The organism is Bacillus sp. FSL K6-1284, assembly GCF_038002625.1.
Classification (GTDB): Bacteria; Bacillota; Bacilli; order Bacillales; family Bacillaceae; genus Bacillus; species Bacillus paralicheniformis.
This window is the reverse complement of the sequence record NZ_JBBOCW010000001.1, coordinates 942700-960936: the sequence shown is the minus strand read 5'-3', so window position 1 is coordinate 960936 and position 18237 is coordinate 942700. Positions and strand designations below refer to the sequence as shown.

The 18237-nt window shown below is 47.2% G+C and carries 17 protein-coding genes, 1 rRNA gene and 1 pseudogene; 4 read left to right on the top strand and 15 right to left on the bottom strand.

Going from position 1 to position 18237, the window contains the following annotated elements; all coding sequences use genetic code 11:
* Positions 1-16 precede the first annotated feature (16 nt).
* Together MHB72_RS04730 and MHB72_RS04725 are read right to left on the bottom strand one after the other, a co-directional pair.
* Positions 17-1566, bottom strand: a 16S ribosomal RNA gene (locus tag MHB72_RS04730).
* A 228-nt stretch (positions 1567-1794) separates the two neighbouring features.
* Entirely contained in the window at positions 1795-2679 is an 885-nt protein-coding gene (locus MHB72_RS04725) for a nucleotidyltransferase-like protein (RefSeq protein ID WP_020450641.1), read from the bottom strand.
* Between the two features lie 219 nt (positions 2680-2898).
* Here MHB72_RS04725 and MHB72_RS04720 point away from each other — a divergent pair, with 219 nt between their 5' ends.
* The gene (locus MHB72_RS04720) at positions 2899-3246 is read left to right on the top strand and encodes a YgzB family protein (protein WP_020450640.1); all 348 of its coding nucleotides are present in this window, start codon (positions 2899-2901) and stop codon (positions 3244-3246) included.
* A 48-nt stretch (positions 3247-3294) separates the two neighbouring features.
* Here MHB72_RS04720 and perR read toward each other — a convergent pair whose 3' ends face one another.
* Positions 3295-3732: a peroxide-responsive transcriptional repressor PerR gene (gene perR / locus MHB72_RS04715; RefSeq protein WP_003179961.1), complete on the bottom strand. Its 438-nt coding sequence runs from the start codon at positions 3730-3732 to the stop codon at positions 3295-3297.
* A 212-nt stretch (positions 3733-3944) separates the two neighbouring features.
* On the bottom strand, positions 3945-4418 hold the full coding sequence (gene bcp, locus MHB72_RS04710) for a thioredoxin-dependent thiol peroxidase (protein WP_023855987.1): 474 nt from the start codon (positions 4416-4418) through the stop codon (positions 3945-3947).
* A 154-nt stretch (positions 4419-4572) separates the two neighbouring features.
* On the opposite strand from bcp, the gene MHB72_RS04705 reads away from it, so the two are divergent.
* Both MHB72_RS04705 and MHB72_RS04700 read left to right on the top strand, forming a co-directional pair.
* A complete protein-coding gene (locus tag MHB72_RS04705) occupies positions 4573-5871 on the top strand; it encodes a glutamate-1-semialdehyde 2,1-aminomutase (protein ID WP_216922072.1) in 1299 nt (432 codons plus the stop codon).
* A gap of 252 nt (positions 5872-6123) precedes the next feature.
* Entirely contained in the window at positions 6124-7194 is a 1071-nt protein-coding gene (locus tag MHB72_RS04700) for an FUSC family protein (protein WP_020450637.1), read from the top strand.
* A 30-nt stretch (positions 7195-7224) separates the two neighbouring features.
* Here MHB72_RS04700 and MHB72_RS04695 read toward each other — a convergent pair whose 3' ends face one another.
* The 10 genes and pseudogenes from MHB72_RS04695 to fabL all read right to left on the bottom strand — a co-directional run bounded on the left by MHB72_RS04695 (position 7225) and on the right by fabL (position 16720).
* On the bottom strand, positions 7225-8115 hold the full coding sequence (locus MHB72_RS04695; RefSeq protein ID WP_020450635.1) for an ABC transporter permease: 891 nt from the start codon (positions 8113-8115) through the stop codon (positions 7225-7227).
* A gap of 12 nt (positions 8116-8127) precedes the next feature.
* A complete protein-coding gene (locus tag MHB72_RS04690; protein ID WP_020450634.1) occupies positions 8128-9129 on the bottom strand; it encodes an ABC transporter permease in 1002 nt (333 codons plus the stop codon).
* Positions 9130-9142: 13 nt separating this feature from the next.
* Positions 9143-10741 carry an ABC transporter substrate-binding protein gene (locus tag MHB72_RS04685; protein WP_020450633.1) on the bottom strand — a complete coding sequence of 533 codons (1599 nt, stop codon included), beginning with the start codon at positions 10739-10741 and terminating at the stop codon, positions 9143-9145.
* Positions 10738-11694 (bottom strand): ABC transporter ATP-binding protein, encoded by a 957-nt coding sequence (locus MHB72_RS04680; protein ID WP_216922069.1) that lies wholly within the window; start codon positions 11692-11694, stop codon positions 10738-10740. Before MHB72_RS04680 ends, MHB72_RS04685 begins: the two co-directional genes overlap by 4 nt.
* Positions 11691-12671, bottom strand: a complete 981-nt coding sequence (locus tag MHB72_RS04675) for an ABC transporter ATP-binding protein (protein ID WP_023855992.1) — start codon at positions 12669-12671, stop codon at positions 11691-11693. Before MHB72_RS04675 ends, MHB72_RS04680 begins: the two co-directional genes overlap by 4 nt.
* A 130-nt stretch (positions 12672-12801) precedes the next feature.
* Positions 12802-14544, bottom strand: coding sequence for an ABC transporter ATP-binding protein (locus tag MHB72_RS04670; RefSeq protein ID WP_020450630.1), 1743 nt, complete (start codon positions 14542-14544; stop codon positions 12802-12804).
* Between the two features lie 75 nt (positions 14545-14619).
* Complete coding sequence (ntdP, locus tag MHB72_RS04665; RefSeq protein WP_003179942.1) at positions 14620-15150, bottom strand: nucleoside tri-diphosphate phosphatase; 531 nt, start codon at positions 15148-15150, stop codon at positions 14620-14622.
* A 163-nt stretch (positions 15151-15313) separates the two neighbouring features.
* On the bottom strand, positions 15314-15559 hold the full coding sequence (locus MHB72_RS04660; protein WP_003179940.1) for a YgaB family protein: 246 nt from the start codon (positions 15557-15559) through the stop codon (positions 15314-15316).
* Positions 15560-15734: 175 nt separating this feature from the next.
* Positions 15735-15884: pseudogene (locus tag MHB72_RS04655) on the bottom strand (gamma-type small acid-soluble spore protein); the annotation flags it as partial.
* An 83-nt stretch (positions 15885-15967) separates the two neighbouring features.
* Positions 15968-16720, bottom strand: a complete 753-nt coding sequence (gene fabL, locus MHB72_RS04650; RefSeq protein ID WP_020450629.1) for an enoyl-[acyl-carrier-protein] reductase FabL — start codon at positions 16718-16720, stop codon at positions 15968-15970.
* Positions 16721-16802: 82 nt separating this feature from the next.
* Here fabL and MHB72_RS04645 point away from each other — a divergent pair, with 82 nt between their 5' ends.
* Positions 16803-17027 (top strand): hypothetical protein, encoded by a 225-nt coding sequence (locus MHB72_RS04645; protein ID WP_020450628.1) that lies wholly within the window; start codon positions 16803-16805, stop codon positions 17025-17027.
* Between the two features lie 25 nt (positions 17028-17052).
* Here the strand turns inward: MHB72_RS04645 and mutY are convergent, their stop codons facing one another.
* Entirely contained in the window at positions 17053-18138 is a 1086-nt protein-coding gene (mutY, locus tag MHB72_RS04640) for an A/G-specific adenine glycosylase (RefSeq protein ID WP_144497577.1), read from the bottom strand.
* Between the last annotated feature and the right edge of the window lie 99 nt (positions 18139-18237).

Genomic DNA, 18237 nt, shown 5'->3' with positions numbered 1-18237 from the left:
CGTATAATATCCTTAGAAAGGAGGTGATCCAGCCGCACCTTCCGATACGGCTACCTTGTTACGACTTCACCCCAATCATCTGTCCCACCTTCGGCGGCTGGCTCCAAAAGGTTACCTCACCGACTTCGGGTGTTACAAACTCTCGTGGTGTGACGGGCGGTGTGTACAAGGCCCGGGAACGTATTCACCGCGGCATGCTGATCCGCGATTACTAGCGATTCCAGCTTCACGCAGTCGAGTTGCAGACTGCGATCCGAACTGAGAACAGATTTGTGGGATTGGCTTAGCCTCGCGGCTTCGCTGCCCTTTGTTCTGCCCATTGTAGCACGTGTGTAGCCCAGGTCATAAGGGGCATGATGATTTGACGTCATCCCCACCTTCCTCCGGTTTGTCACCGGCAGTCACCTTAGAGTGCCCAACTGAATGCTGGCAACTAAGATCAAGGGTTGCGCTCGTTGCGGGACTTAACCCAACATCTCACGACACGAGCTGACGACAACCATGCACCACCTGTCACTCTGCCCCCGAAGGGGAAGCCCTATCTCTAGGGTTGTCAGAGGATGTCAAGACCTGGTAAGGTTCTTCGCGTTGCTTCGAATTAAACCACATGCTCCACCGCTTGTGCGGGCCCCCGTCAATTCCTTTGAGTTTCAGTCTTGCGACCGTACTCCCCAGGCGGAGTGCTTAATGCGTTTGCTGCAGCACTAAAGGGCGGAAACCCTCTAACACTTAGCACTCATCGTTTACGGCGTGGACTACCAGGGTATCTAATCCTGTTCGCTCCCCACGCTTTCGCGCCTCAGCGTCAGTTACAGACCAGAGAGTCGCCTTCGCCACTGGTGTTCCTCCACATCTCTACGCATTTCACCGCTACACGTGGAATTCCACTCTCCTCTTCTGCACTCAAGTTCCCCAGTTTCCAATGACCCTCCCCGGTTGAGCCGGGGGCTTTCACATCAGACTTAAGAAACCGCCTGCGCGCGCTTTACGCCCAATAATTCCGGACAACGCTTGCCACCTACGTATTACCGCGGCTGCTGGCACGTAGTTAGCCGTGGCTTTCTGGTTAGGTACCGTCAAGGTACCGCCCTATTCGAACGGTACTTGTTCTTCCCTAACAACAGAGTTTTACGATCCGAAAACCTTCATCACTCACGCGGCGTTGCTCCGTCAGACTTTCGTCCATTGCGGAAGATTCCCTACTGCTGCCTCCCGTAGGAGTCTGGGCCGTGTCTCAGTCCCAGTGTGGCCGATCACCCTCTCAGGTCGGCTACGCATCGTCGCCTTGGTGAGCCGTTACCTCACCAACTAGCTAATGCGCCGCGGGTCCATCTGTAAGTGGTAGCTAAAAGCCACCTTTTATAATTGAACCATGCGGTTCAATCAAGCATCCGGTATTAGCCCCGGTTTCCCGGAGTTATCCCAGTCTTACAGGCAGGTTACCCACGTGTTACTCACCCGTCCGCCGCTAACATCAGGGAGCAAGCTCCCATCTGTCCGCTCGACTTGCATGTATTAGGCACGCCGCCAGCGTTCGTCCTGAGCCAGGATCAAACTCTCCGATAAAGTAGTTTGACTGACTACGCACATCGCTGTGCGATTTATAAAAAATGAATTAACAGGTACGTTTTGTCTTGTTTAGTTTTCAAAGATCATTTCCGCTCCTGCCCGAAGCGACTTTATTAGTATAACATTTTCAACAAGGAGTGTCAAATGTTTTTTTGTTTTTTCGTCGCTGCTGCTTTCAGTTCAAAAACCGTTCCGCTAACAGCGACGCTTAATAATATATCACCGTTATAAATTAGTGTCAACACTTTTTTTGATAAAATATCCTCGGTGAAAAATCTTTTGGCCCTTTGTCTCAATCGGCTTGACTCCAACTAAGTCCTTTTCAGCCAAGAACTCCAGTATGACTCCCAGGTCTGCCGTGAAATACTTGAGATCCGGATGCTTGAGAAGATCGGCAAATTGCCAAACCTCTTTTTCATCCATGACATTGAGAATATGTGCGGCCCCGATTTCGGCTTTTGAATGAATGAGAAAATCGCTTGCGAGGAATAATAACTCCAGCCGTTTTTGCAAGCTTTCATTGCTCTCAATTAATTCCTTATACAATTTATAAACCTGAGGCTCCATGTGGCGGACTTGGTTCCATACCGTAACTTCTGGGTGAAAACCTTTATCGATCACTTCGATTCTGGCCAAATGATGGAGGGCGTGTACGATGGAATTGTAGGCGTCCAAAAATTGACCGTCCTCAAAAAACGATTTCCCTTCTATATATCTTCTGATTAATTTCCCATATTCAAGTCCGATTTTTAGTTTTCTTTCTGAAAACGGAAATGTATTAAGCTGCTCAATCAGCTTGGCGATAAATTCGTTTCGGTCGAAAAGCACCTTTCCATTGAGGACCCAGTCTATGATTCTTCTATTTGTTCCGAGCAAAATCCATTCCTGAAGCTGTTCAACAGAAATAATATGAAGAGAAGCCGTTTTTCCGTCGAACTCATAATGCTTCACGAATACAGGGTCTTCAGCCTTATTAACGATAATCAACAATGCCGCATCAAAATTATCTGTCGCAGATGAGGTTTGATTTCTCCTCTCAATCAGCATGACAGCGAGTGTGTCAGGGCGGCTTGCTCTTTCTTGGTAAATCGGACGGAGAAGATTTTCCATCACCATTCCTCCAATACGATGTAAATGCGTTGCTCTAAAAGCTTCTCTCTTTGTTTCTACCTATTTCTACGAGCCAATAAAAACTCCTTTATTTTGAAAACACATTGAATTATTATAATCAATTTCCCCAAAACTCTCTATAGAAATTTTCCAATTGATTCGTTTTAATTAAAGAATAACACATCTTTTCTATGCTATATTAGAGACAGGGGGATGGATATGGCAAAATACTCTAGCAAAATCAACAAAATCAGAACGTTTGCGTTAAGCCTTGTATTTATAGGCTTCATTATTATGTATGTCGGGATCTTCTTTAGGTCCTCGATCCTCTTGATGTCGGTGTTTATGATCTTGGGGGTATTGTCTATCTTGTTGAGCACAGCGGTTTATTTTTGGATCGGCATGCTTTCAACGAAAGCGGTTCAAGTCGTCTGTCCAAACTGTGAAAAACCGACCAAGATTTTAGGCCGGGTCGATATGTGCATGCATTGCAGGGAGCCTCTGACACTGGATAAAAACCTCGAAGGAAAAGAGTTTAACGAATCGTATAATCGAAAGTCTCAGTAGATACTGCAATAAAAATAAGCTGACCGTTAAAAAAGCGGCCAGCTCTTTTTAATGGCTTTCTTTTTTGTCGCATTCCTGACATAAACCGTATATCTCCAGTCTATGGTGACTGACTTTGAATCCTGTCACATGTGAAGCCAGCTGCTCCACTTCGTCGAGGCCGGGATAATGAAAGTCGACGATTTTCCCGCAGCGTTCGCAAATTGCGTGATAATGCTCGGATGTCACGAAGTCAAACCGGCTGGAGGAATCTCCGTACGTTAATTCCTTAACGAGCCCTGATTCCTTAAAAACCCGCAAATTGTTGTAAACCGTTGCTACGCTCATGTTTGGAAATTTCCCTTCCAGAGCTTTATATATATCATCTGCAGTTGGATGAGACATAGAATTCACGAGAAATTCCAGAATGGCATGACGTTGAGGAGTAATTCGAACCCCGGTTTCCTTCAACGCTTCCAACGCTTCTTTCAGGTTATGTTCAGCCATCGTCATGCACCTCTCTTCTAAAAAAAATTCTTACATTATAATGTTTATAATTAGTGTAACTCCTGATCAGAATCTTTGTCAATTCCAATCCCTGTGAAAAAGCTATTTTTAAGGCGAAAAAGGCCGATATGATCAGCATGTCCGGTCAGACAGACGAATATGAGCGTAAAAAGAGACCAAACTAAAATACAGTCCGGCCTCCCGCAAGAGCTTTACGCTTCCGCGATTTCTTTTACTGCTTGAAGCGCTTCTGCGACATGGTCTTTTACCTTTACTTTCCGCCACTCTTTCACAAGGCGGCCTTCTTTATCAATCAGGAATGTCGACCTTTCGACACCCATGTATTCCTTGCCGAAATTCTTCTTCAGCTTCCATACGTCAAAGCTTTCAGCGAGCTTGTGTTCATCATCGACGAGCAGCAGAAACGGCAGATCGTGTTTCTGCTTGAATTTTTCATGTCTTGTCTGGTCGTCAGGGCTGACTCCGATGATGACGGCATCAAGTTCAGCAAAGCTTTCATGTCGGTCTCTGAAATCGCACGCTTCCGTTGTGCATCCCGGCGTCATATCTTTCGGGTAAAAATAGAGCACGACATACTTTCCTTCAAAATCCGACAGCTTTACTTTTTCTCCGTGATCGCCCAGCAGTTCAATATCAGGCACCTTTTGTCCAATTTCAACAGTCATTGTTTTGCCTCCTGTTATGTTTAATCGCTTGCTTTCCCCCATTATAAAAAACAGCGCCGTCTTGTTCAAATGTTCGGCGGCTTCTTTTTGCGCTCTGTCCGCCTCGTGTTACAATATAGAAATAGATAAAAGGTGCAGAAATGAGGAGGATATTATGCAGCATACTCAATCTGAAAAGCTTCATGAAGAAGCTCTTCAACATATAGTCGGAGGCGTCAACAGCCCCTCTAGGTCTTATAAAGCGGTCGGCGGAGGTTCTCCCGTCGCGATGGAGAGGGGAAGCGGCGCTTATTTTTGGGATGTGGACGGCAACAAATACATAGACTACCTTGCCGCCTACGGACCGATTATTACGGGTCACGCTCACCCGCATATCACAAAAGCGATTCAAACAGCTGCTGAGAACGGGGTGCTTTACGGCACGCCGACAAAGCATGAAGTGACATTTGCCAAGATGCTTAAAGAAGCGATTCCTGCCTTGGATAAAGTGAGATTCGTCAATTCAGGAACGGAAGCCGTGATGACGACGATTCGCGTCGCCCGGGCCTATACAGGCAGAACGAAAATCATCAAGTTCGCCGGCTGCTACCACGGCCATTCCGATCTTGTGCTGGTGGCGGCCGGTTCAGGTCCGTCAACGCTCGGCACGCCTGATTCCGCCGGGGTTCCAAAAAGCATCGCAAACGAGGTGATTACCGTTCCTTTCAATGATATCGACAGCTATAAGGAAGCGCTCGATAAATGGGGGGACGATATTGCGGCAGTTCTCGTTGAACCGATTGTCGGAAACTTCGGGATCGTTGAACCGAAGAGTGGATTCCTCGAACAGGTCAATGAACTGACGCATAACGCAGGGGCGCTCGTCATCTATGATGAAGTTATCACCGCTTTCCGCTTTATGTACGGCGGCGCCCAGGATCTGCTTGGCGTCAAACCTGATTTAACGGCGCTTGGCAAAATCATCGGCGGCGGCCTGCCAATCGGCGCATACGGAGGCAAAAAAGAGATTATGGAACAAGTCGCACCGCTCGGACCTGCTTATCAAGCGGGCACGATGGCGGGTAATCCGGCTTCTATCCTCTCAGGTATCGCCTGCCTTGAAGTGCTGAAAGAAAAAGGCACATACGAAAAACTTGACCGCCTCGGCGCTATGCTTGAAGAAGGTATCCTGGGACATGCCGAGACCCATGGCATCAATATCACTGTCAATCGTCTAAAAGGCGCGCTCACCGTATACTTCACGAACGAAAAAGTCGAAAACTATGAGCAAGCCGAAAATACGGACGGAGAAATGTTCGCTGCCTTTTTCAAACTGATGCTTGAGCGCGGAATCAATCTTGCGCCTTCAAAATATGAAGCATGGTTTATCACCACCGCGCACACGGAAGAGGACATTAAAGCGACGCTTAAAGCCGTGGATGACTCATTTAAACAATTGAAACAACGCATATAAAAAGAGAGCGGGTCCGCTCTCTTTTTTATCAAATGCGGAGCACTTTGAGAACGCGGTGAACAGGCACTTTCCGCCGGCTTGTTTTTCTTTTTTGTCAATGATTTGTTTTTTCTTAAAAATGGGTTGAATATTTCGGAAGATCGCTGTATATTACTTTATTGTTTGGCAAATTAACAGAGAGGGAATGTTCAATACAATTCATTTTCTGTAAAGAACGAATTTTATTATAGAAAGGGATGCAAGTACAGCCTAATGAAACTTGGTGCCCGTATTTTCAAAACAGGCATTGCCATTACGCTTGCGCTTTACCTCGCGTCTTGGCTCGGCCTTCCGACTCCTGTCTTCGCGGGAATCGCGGCTATCTTCGCGATACAGCCTTCGATCTATCGTTCATTTTTGACGATTGTCGATCAAGTGCAGGCGAACATAATCGGAGCTGCCACAGCCATTATTTTTGGACTTATTTTTGAACCCAGTCCGATCATCATCGGATTGACGGCGGTAATCGTCATTACGATCAACCTGAAGCTGAAGATCGAGAATACAATTTCGATCGCTCTCGTCACCGTTATTGCCATATTGGAGAGCTCCGGCGACAACTTTTTATGGTTTGCCTTGGTGAGAACCGGAACGGTTATTTTGGGCGTATTGTCTGCGTTCCTGGTCAACCTGATTTTTCTGCCGCCTAAATATGAAACGAAGCTCGTCAGCCATGTTGTTGAAAATACAGATGAAGTCATTAAATGGATCAGATTGTTGACGCGGAAGACAACGGAACACTCCATGCTGAAAGAAGACATTGAAAAGCTGAAAGAAAAAATGATGAAGGTCGATCACCTTTACTTGCTTTACAAAGAAGAAAGAAGCTATTTAAAACGTTCCACATATGTAAAACAGCGAAAGCTCGTGCTGTTCAGACAGGCGATCATTGCATCAAACCGCGCGCTTGATGCTTTGAAAAAACTGCACCGGCTTGAAAACGAGTTTTGTCATATGCCTGAAGAATTTCAAGAAACGCTGGTCGAAGAGCTTGATTATCTTCTCCATTGGCACGAGCGAATTTTAATGAGATTCGTCGGCAGGATTAAAACGCAGGATCACGTCGACCTTCACGAAGAAGGAGACGTGTACAAACAGCACTTGACCGAATCATTCCTGAAAAACCAGGACAAATTGAAAGAAGAACTGTTGGACTACAATATGCTGACCATTATGGCGAGCACCGTAGAATACCGAGAACAGCTTGAACATTTGGAAACCTTGCTCACAAGCTTTCAGACGTACCACAAAAAAGACAGTGAGCTTGAAGTTGAGGAAGAGTAAACCGGTTAACGAATACGTTAACCGGTTTTTTTATTTTCCTTCCTTCATTTTCGGATCAAGGGTGTCGCGCAGGCCGTCTCCCATCAGATTAAAGCCGAGCACGGTCAGCATGATCGCAAATCCCGGAAAAAATAATGTCCACGGGGCCTGCGCCAAATAAGGCCGGGCATCTGCAAGCATTTTTCCCCACTCCGGGTTCGGCGCCTGCGCCCCCAACCCTAAAAATCCGAGCGCGGCCGCTTCTATAATCGCCGTTCCAATATTCAGTGTCGCTTGAACGATAACCGGGGCCATACTGTTGGGAAGAATGTGTTTAAACATCATCCTCATATTGGACATCCCGACAGCACGCGCAGATAAGACATATTCCTCCTGCCTGATGCTGAGCACTTTTGAACGAACGAGCCTACCAAACGTCGGAACGTTGATGATGGCGATGGCAATCAGGGCATTTTCAAGGGAAGGCCCGAGAATCGCCACAATGGCGATCGCCAGCAGAATGCTGGGAAACGCGAGCATGATATCAAACAGCCGCGAAATCAACGCATCAGCCCATCTGCCGTAAAAACCGGCGATCAGCCCTAACAGCGTCCCCGCCAAGGCCGATGCCAGACAGGAGAAAAAGCCGACCCATAAAGACAGCCTCGCGCCGTACAGCACCCTTGAAAAAATATCCCTGCCAAAATCGTCCGTTCCAAAAAGGTGTTCAGCAGACGGAGCGGCAAGCCTGTCTGACAGTGACTGGTCGTTTATTCCATAGGGTGCGATGAGCGGCGCGAAGATGGCCAGCAGGATAAACAGCGCGACTAAAATCGTGCCGGCGGCAGCCAGTTTATGCTCAAAGAACCGCCGAATATGTTCCGCCAAAGGCGAACGCACCTTCACGTCCTCCCTCTGCTGTTCATTTTGAAGCACAACCACATTTCCCGCCTCCTAATATTTAATTCTCGGATCGATGACGGCGTACAGCAGATCAACAATGAAGTTAATCATGACGAAGATGAAGGCGATCACGAGAATGCCCGATTGGATAACCGGGTAGTCGCGGTAGCTGATCGCATCATAAATGTACCGGCCGATGCCGGGCCAGGCAAAAATCGTCTCCGTTAAAATCGCGCCGCCCAGTAAAAGTCCGGTTTGCAGGCCGATGACGGTCAACACCGGAATGAACGCATTTTTTAAACCGTGCTTATAGATAACGAAAAACATATGCACGCCTTTTGCTTTTGCCGTGCGGATATAATCGGACTGCAGCACCTCTATCATGCTGGCCCTTGTAATTCTCGCAATGATCGCGGCGGGAATGGTGGCAAGAGCGGTTCCCGGCAGAATTAAATGGCGGATAGTTTCTGCAAACTGATCAAATCTTCCGTGCAAAAGGGTGTCCAGTGTATGAATGTAAGTAAAGGCTTCGACCGGATTTCTGACATTCTCCCTTCCCGTTGTCGGCAGCCAGCCGAGCTCGATCGAAAAGAACCACTGGCCCATCAGACCAAGCCAAAAAATCGGCATCGACACGCCAATTAAAGCAACCAGCATCGCGATATAGTCGAATACCGAATTCTTAAACCACGCGCTGATGATTCCGGCATTCACGCCGACAAACACTGCGATCAGCATCGCGAAAAAAGCAAGCTCGAGAGTGGCGAACAAATACGGCTTTATTTCTTGCGTAATCGCCGCTCCCGTGCGGATTGATGTCCCGAGATCCCCTTTCAGCAAATCCCCGATATATCTGGCGTATTGCACATACCACGGCTGATCAAGGCCGAGCTGGATGGTCAGCTGCTGCACCGCTTCCTTTGTCGCCCTCTGACCGAGAATAACCTGGGCGGGGTTGCCGGGAATAAAGCGGATGATCGAAAAAACGACCAGTGTCATGCCAATGAGAACGGGGATCAGCATCCCCGTCCGTTTTAAACAGTACGCAAGCAATGGCTGTCACCACCTATTTAAACTCTACGCCGGACAATACTTCACTCCCTGTCGGATGCGGAGCATATCCTTCGATATCTTTTGAACCGGCCAAAATCGGCGTGGAATGGACAAGCGGAATCCAAGGCGATTCTTCATGGAGGAGCTCCTGCGCATCTTGATACAGTTTATTTCTCTTCTTTTGGTCAGGGTCTGACTGCGCTTCGATTAAGATGTCATGAAGCTCGTCATTGCTGAAGTACGTATAGTTGTTACCGCCGATATTATCTTTATCAAGCAGGGTATAAATGAAGTTGTCCGGATCTCCATTGTCTCCGGTCCAGCCCATCAAAAACGCGTCAGCTTCCCCTTTGCTCACCTTATCCAAATACGTCGCCCAGTCGTAAGTGACGATTTCCGCTTTGACGCCGATTTTTTCGAAGCTTGATTGAATCACTTCGGCTATTTTCATACCGTCCGGCATATATGGCCGCGGGACAGGCATTGCCCAAAGCTTCATTTTAAACCCGTCCGGGAATCCGGCTTCTTTTAAGAGTTCTTTTGCCTTTTTTAAATCATACGGATATTCCTTTATCTGATCGTTGTATCCTTCAAGTGAAGGAGGGAGCGGGTTTTTGGCAGATTCGGCGAGGCCTCCGTAGAAGGAATCGATAATCGCCTGTTTATCAACAGCATGATTCAGCGCCTGGCGGACCAGCTTATTGTCAAATGGTTTTCTTGTCGTCGTCATTCCGAGATACCCGACGTTCATTGAAGGCCTTTCAAATGTTTTCAGATTGGCGTCTGCTTTGATGCTTTCGATATCAGACGGATTGACGCCGTCCATTAGGTCGATTTCGCCCGTCTTCAACGCATTTAAGCGGGCTGAGTTTTCAGGAATGGCTCTGAAAATGATCTTCTGCAATTTCGGTTTGCCTTGATCCCAATAGTCTTCATTTTTTTCAAGAACGATCCGGTCGTTCGGCTTCCATTCGACAAATTTGTAAGGGCCCGTGCCGACGGGGTGCTCCCTGAATTTTTCGCCGTATTTTTCGATGGCGGCAGGACTCGCAATCCCGAATGAAGTCATGGCAAGATTCTTTAAAAACGGCGCTTGCGGGCGTTTTAAAATGAACTGAATCTTATGGTCGTCGAGCACTTTTATATCTTTGATGACATGCCCCTCATCTTTCTTATAGCCTCCGAACATGCCGTAGTAAGGAAATTTTTCTTCATCCCCGTTCATCCACCGCTCAAAATTGTATTTGACGGCTTCTGCATTAAAATCCGTTCCGTCATGGAATTTCACGCCTTGCCTCAGCTCCAGTGTGTAGGTCAAACCGTCATCTGAAGCGTCCCATTTGACCGCGAGGCCTTCCTTCAGCGTAGTGTCTTGTTCTCCGTAATTCAGCAAGGTCTCAAACATATTGATCGTCACTTTAAACGCTTCGCCTTCTGTCGTTGTGATCGGATCAAGCGATGTTGAATCACCGCCTCTGCCGATGATCAGCGTATCTTTTCCCCCGTTCGTCCCTCCGTCGTTTTTTCCGCTTTCGTTACCGGAGCATCCCATTAAAAAAGCGGAAACAGACAGAATCATTCCCAAACAGATCAGCCAGCTTTTCTTTTTCATCGTACTGCCTCCTTATTGGTAAAATGGCATGCGACATAATGCCCGTTCGCAGTCTCTTCAAGAGGCGGCTCCGCTTCTAGACAAACCGCTGCCCGCTTCATGCATCTGCTGTAAAAAGGACAGCCCTTTTCACTCATGCGGGGCGCGGCAATATCCGGTGCCGTATGAACCGCTTCGCCTTTGCCGATGACCGGTACTGCCGCTAACAGCGTTTCTGTATACGGGTGTTTCGGCTCTCTAAATAACGATTCGGCGTCCGCCATCTCGACGATCTTTCCGAAATACATCACGGCCACCCTGTCGCTGATATAGCGAACGACTGCGAGATCATGAGAAATAAACAGAAACGTTAAATCGAATGCCTCCTGCAAATCATTCAGCAGATTTAAGATCTGCGCCTGAACGGATACATCAAGCGCGGAGACAGGTTCATCGGCAATGATTAGTTTTGGCTTAGTGATCAGCGCTTTTGCAATGCCGATCCTTTGCCTCTGACCGCCGCTGAATTGGTGTGCGTACCGGTCGCCGTATGAAGCATCAAGGCCGACAATTTCAAGCATCGAGCGCACGACCTCTCTCCTTTCCGCCTTCTTTCCGAGTTGATGAACGATCAGCGGTTCTTCCAAAATATCCTTTATTTTCATGCGCGGATTTAACGAAGCGTACGGGTCTTGAAAAATCATTTGTATATGCCTTCTCATATTGCGAAGATCTTTTGCATCAAGGCCTGTCATCTCCTGCCCGAGAAAAGTCACCTTTCCCGAAGTCGGTTCGGTCAGCCGCAATATCGATTTTCCTAAGGTCGATTTTCCGCAGCCGGATTCCCCGACAACCCCTAAGATTTCGCCTTTTTCAACTGACAGTGTAACATCATCGACCGCTTTCACGATTTTCTTACGGGACACGCGGTAATACGTTTTCAGCTCTTGAACGCTCAGCAGTTCGCGATTCATGTGAAAACACCTTCCTCTTCATAGAGAAAGCAGCTTACAGCATGATCATCCTTCAGCTTGTTCAATCCAGGCGCTTCTTCAATGCAGCGTTCATGTTTATGGGGGCATCGCGGCGCAAACATACAGCCTTTTTTAATCGATCCCGGCTTCGGCACCTGCCCCTCAATCGAAGACAGCCGCTCGGATTTGTCTGTGAATGCCGGAATAGAGGCGAACAAGCCTTTTGTATAAGGGTGTTTCGGACTGTCAAAAACAGCGGTGACACCGCCCTCTTCAACGATCCGGCCGGCATACATGATCATCACGCGTTCACATGTATTGTGAACGACGCCAAGGTCGTGGGTAATGAGGAGAATGGCTGTGTTAAATTCGGCATTGAGCTTTTTCAGCAGGGACAGAATCTGGGCCTGGATGGTGACGTCGAGAGCTGTTGTCGGTTCATCGGCGATCAGCAGCTTCGGTTCGCAAATTAATGCCATTGCGATCATGACCCGCTGCCTCATGCCTCCCGACAGTTCGTGGGGATACTGCTTCATCAGCTGGTCCGCCCTCGGCAGGCCGACGGTTTCCAGCATTTGAACGGCTTTTCTTCTTGCTTCTTTTTTATGAATATTGGTATGGCTGGAGAGTGCTTCTGTTAATTGATCGCCAATTGTGAAAAGGGGGTTGAGGGAGGTCATCGGCTCTTGAAAAACCATTGCGATGTCATTGCCGCGCATCTGTCTCCATTCTTTTTCAGACTGCATGAGAAGATCTTTGTTTTGAAACTTGATCCGGCCCGTCGTCCGGGTGTTTGCGTTCAGCCCCATTAAAGCCAAAGAGGTGACGCTCTTGCCGCAGCCGGACTCTCCGACGACTCCCATGATTTCTCCGGGATGGAGATCGAAAGAAATGCCTTGCACAATCGGGGTTTCAGACTTTTTCTGGTGAAACGAAATCGACAAATCCGATACTTCAAGCAATTTTTCTTTTGTCACTTATACACCTCCGGAGCTTGTATTTTTTAAATTGTATTTAGACGGGATAGGAAATATGTACGAAATTTGCATGGAAAGAAAAAGCCTGACAATCGTTCGGCTTCAAACGAAAGTCAGGCTTTTGGCGGTTTTAGTTTAATTTTTGAATGGTAAATAAATGCTTATAGTGGCCGTCGCGGCTCATTAATTCGTCATGTGTGCCGACTTCCGCGACACGTCCGTTTTCGATGACGACGATTTTGTCAGCGTGGGTAATCGTCGACAATCTGTGGGCAACGATAAAGGTCGTCCGGTCTTTCGCGAGCTTTTCCATCGCTTCCTGAATATAGTGCTCGCTTTCAAGGTCAAGCGCTGATGTCGCTTCATCCAAAATTAAGAGAGGCGGATTCTTCAGGAACACCCTGGCGATTGATATCCGCTGTTTTTGGCCTCCGGACAGCTTGACGCCCCTTTCTCCGACCTTTGTATCATAGCCTTGCGGCAGTTCCATAATAAAATCATGGGCATTCGCGGCTTTTGCCGCTTCAATGATGTCTTCCATCGAAGCTTCGGGATTTCCGATCGATATGTTTTCACGTACCGATTCGCTGAATAAAAATGTATCCTGAAGCACCATGCCGATTTGGTTTCTAAGGCTCTGCGCCTGGTAATCGCGCACATCGATGCCGTCGATCTCCAGGCTTCCGGCTGAGACATCGTAGAATCTCGGAATGAGGCTGACGAGCGTTGATTTTCCGCCTCCGCTCATCCCGACGAGTGCGACCGTTTCGCCCCGTTCGGCTTTCAGAGAAAGATTCTGCAGAATCATTTCTTCCGACTTTTCGTATTGGAAGGAAACATTTTTGAATTCAACAATTCCTTTTAACCGCTCTGCTTTTACAGCATTGGGTTTATCTTTTAATTCATACGGTTCATCAATAAATTCAAACAGCCTGTCCATCGATGCGATCGACTGCGTCAATGTTGTCGATGAATTGATCAGGCGGCGCAGCGGGTTGTAGAGGCGTTCAATATATCCGAAAAACGCCACCATCGTTCCTACAGTAAGGGACCCGTGAATCACATGGTAACCCGCAACCGTAATGATGATCAGCGGAGCGAGGTCTGTAACCGTATTGACGACGGCAAACGTTTTGGCATTCCAGGCCGTATGGCGGATTGCTTTGCCGAGAAAATTCGCGTTCTCGTGATCAAATTGCTTCTGTTCATAATCCTCGATCGCAAAACTCCTGATGACAGGCATCCCCTGAACCCTTTCATGAAGGTGGCCCTGCACCTCGGCCAGCGCCTGGGAACGTTCTCTCGTCAGCTTTCTGAGCCTGCCGTAGAAGAATTTAACAGACAGTCCGTAAAGCGGAAACAGCACGATCGAAATAAGCGTCAGCTTCACATCCATCGTCAGCATGATGGCGATGGCGATAAAAATCGTCATCACGTCAAGCCATACGTTCATCAACCCGATGATGACAAATTCCTTTGTCTGCTCGACATCGTTGATGACCCTTGAAATGATTTCTCCTGCGCGGGTGTTTGCATAATACCTGAGGCTCAGCTTTTGAATGTGTGCAAACAGCTTGTCCCTGATATCATAAAGCACCTTGCTTGCCGTCCACTGTGCGAAATATTGCCGATAGTATTCGACAGGCGGCCGAAGCACCAAAAAAATGGCGAACATAACCGCCATTACCATGAATAATGTGGATGTTTTTTCTTCAGTGGTTCCGCTCCCCTGGATGATGTCGTCAACGACGTATTTCAGCAGAAGCGGGATGACCAGCGGAATAGAAAATTTAATAATACCGATTAAAACCGTCAAAACGATTTTCCATTTATACGGCTTTACAAATTCCATGTACCTTCTGATTACCCCCACACGTCTTCCCCCCTCTATATCTTGATGTGTGAGTACACCGCAAAAAACCTGTTGGTCTCAACAGGTTTTTCAGGTTTATTTTGTATAATGCAAATACCGTTCATACCAAATATCAATAAATTCAGATGCAAACGGGCCTTTTCTTTGGTGTATCCAATGCAGCAACGTATTTAAGTGGTACCTTAAAATGCCGTCGATTTCCTTCGGATAATTCATCGCCTTTTTATGATCCGCGTACTCATCTTCATCAAGAATATGATACGTCATATCCGGAAAGACTTTCACGTCTAAATCATAGTCGATGTATTTGATGGCTTCATCGTCCAAAGCAAACGGCGAGCTGATGTTGCAATAGTAATAAATCCCGTCTTCGCGAAGCATGCCGATGACGTTAAACCACTGCTTTGCATGGAAATAACAAATTGCGGGCTCTCGCGTCACCCATGTCCGGCCGTCAGATTCTGTGACCATTGTCCGGTCATTGGCGCCGATGATGCACAATTCCGTTGCTTTTAAAATCGTTGTTTCATTCCAAATCCGATGAATCTGTCCATTGTGCTTATAGCTATGAATTTGAATGGTTTCTCCTTCCTTGGGAAAGCCCATGTTTTTCTCCCCTACTTTCTTTGCAAAAGCCTTACAAGTCAGTGTGTCACATCGCCTGTCCGACAGTTCTTTTATTTATTATAACGTTTGAAAATAAAAAATGAAAATAAAACAGCCACTCCCGAACAGGAATGGCTCTTTTCTAAAAACAATAAAGAGAGGCTCATGCTTCGATTCTTTGATAAGCCTGAATCACCTGCTCCGTCTGCTTTTGGAATAAATCCTGAATTTGAGCAAGATCTTTCCGCTTCTGGGATATATCTTCCCGGATCGATAAAAGCTGGGCTTTCTTTTCAAGGGCAGCCAATTCTTTTTCAATTTTCTGGCATCTTTCAATCTCCGCTTGCAGATACAGCAGCTTATCCATAATCTCCATCTGCCCCTGAACCAAGTTTTCAAATTCCGGCATTCGGGATCCTCCATTCTATGCTCTACTCCATTTATTGCCTAACTAACATTTCTCTATACATGCCGGATGTCCTTTGACTGATTCTGGCTAAGATTCGGATGTTTTGTCGGATCAAAAAAACGAAAAGAAAAAAGCACCTCATCCGATGGTGAAGTGCTTTTTCCTGTTTCAGTGATTAGCTGTTTTGCTGTTTTTTTTGCTCAGCTTGTTGGTTATTTTGTCTTACTTGCTGCGCGTCAGTTTCGCTGGCAAATTCAGTGCCGAACTGACCACCTTGTGCAGAAGCTTGGTTTTGTTGTCTTACTTTTTGTGCGTTTGTTTTGGATTGTTGGTTAGCCATTGTATATCACCTCCACGACCATTAGATTGTGCAGGAGGATGATATCCTATTCATTGAACGCGAAAAATTTACACGAGCAGTGAACGGCCGCCGTCAATAATGATCGTCTGTCCGCGGATCATATCCGCTTTCCCTGACGTTAAAAATTCCACCGCATCGACCATGTCGCTAATCTCAACCATGCGGCCGGCAGGCGTATTTTGCCGGGCATCTTCCAAAAGTTCTTCGCGGTTCGGGAAGTGCTTCAGGGCGTCTGTATCGATCGCGCCTCCGGAAACCGCATTGACGATGATGTTTTTCGCCGCAAGCTCAACAGCGAGATATCTTGTCAATGATTCAAGCGCAGCTTTTGAAACGCCGACTGTCGTATAGTTTTCCAAATAACGGATCGAACCGAGCGAACTGATGCTCACAATGTGGCCGCCTCCCGTTTTCTCCATCAGCTTTGCCGCTTCCTGCGCGCAGAATAGCAGAGCTTTCGCATTGATGTTCATCGTCCAGTCCCAATGGCTTTCCTCAAGCTCCATGACGGGGCGTAATACGCCGGATGCAGCATTGTTGACGAACACGTCCAGTCTGCCGAAGGCTTCCTCGATTTGCTGAAACATATCTTTTATTTTCGCCGGCTGCCCGACATTCGCCTTGACGACCAATGCTTTGACACCGAGCTTTTCGATTTCTTCAGCCGTCTCAAGGGCCGCTTTTTTGCTTCTTGCATAGTTGATGACGATATTGTAGCCGTTTTCGGCAAGCCTCAGGGCGGCTGCTTTGCCGACGCCGCGGCTGCTTCCTGTAATAAGGGCACATTTTCTTTGTTCCATTTGTCATTCATCTCCTAGTATAGTGATTAAAAATCTGATAAAAAATAGCTCATAACACGATCAAAAAGGAGGCATTCGCCTTATGTACGTAGGACGCGATATGAGCGAGCTCGACCACACGCCGAAAAACGAGTGGAAAGATGCGGAGCTTCTCTATTTTCACCGCGCCTTCCAGCAAATCATGCCATTCCTTAATGAAGAAGGGCATGCCGAATACCTGGAGGTTGTGAAAGAAATTCAAGCAAGAGGCGGACTGCGCCGCCAGGAAGCCGATTATACGCACGGCACCACCATCCAGTACGACTAACGGGCAGCATGCACAGTCAAGCTGCCTATTTCATATACATATTCCATATTTTCTGATGCGAAACCGGGAAGGCATATTCAGCGAGCTCTTCTTTCGTGACCTTTTTAAAGTATGAATCATCCGGTTGATCGAGCGTTTTCCCGAAAAAGACAGAAATGTTCCAGACAAGGTGTGTAAACACGTGTTCTACGATTCCTTCAAGCGGACCGATTTCGGCCTCTACTCCAGCTGCTTCTTTCAAAAAAGCCGCAAGCTGCTCGCGCTCGTGCTTCAGCCCTTTCTGCGTTTCTGTGTTTGGGAATTCCCAAAGGTTTGCCAAAAGGCCTGATGCCGGTCTTTTATGGATATAGATGTATCCTTCTTCATCAGTCAGGACAACGGCTGCAAGAGTTTTTACCGAGGGTTTTTTCTTTTTGCTTTTAACCGGAAGCTCTTTTTCACAGCCTTCTGCAAAAGCGGAACAGTGTTCTCGGACGGGACAGAGAAGGCAGGATGGCGATTTCGGCGTACAGATGACAGCGCCAAGCTCCATCAGCCCCTGGTTAAATTCGGACGGTTTTTCTTCAGAAATAAACGCTTCGACAATTTTTTCAAACAGGGTTTTGGTTTTAGGCTTTGCGATATCATCCCATACGGAAAGAATCCGTGACATGACCCGCATGACATTTCCGTCCACCGCGGGTACCGGCTGATTGTAGGCGATGCTCAGCACCGCGCCTCTTGTATAAGGGCCGACACCTTTTAAGCTGCCGAATTCCTCTTTTGAAGGCGGAACCACTCCTCCGTATCGTTCGTGGACTTCCCTGACAGCGCTCTGCAAGTTCCGAACTCTTGAATAGTATCCCAGTCCTTCCCAGGCTTTAAGCACTTTTTCTTCGTCGGCTTCAGCGAGCGCTTCAACGGTCGGGAATTTTTCGATAAAGTTGTTGAAGTAAGGAATCACCGTGTCCACTCTCGTCTGCTGAAGCATCACTTCTGACACCCATACCTTATAAGGGTCGCTGTCTGAGCGCCATGGCAGATCCCGTTTTTCTTGCTCATACCAAGAAATTAAATCTTCTTGAAATTGTTTGATGTTTTTTTGCTCTAATTTCTTTTGCAGATCCATCATGAAACTTCTCCTTGCCTGTGCACGTCACATTTGCATACCGATCTTTTGTTCCTTCGGCTTTTTGTTGTAAACTATATGCATATACGATAACATGTTACA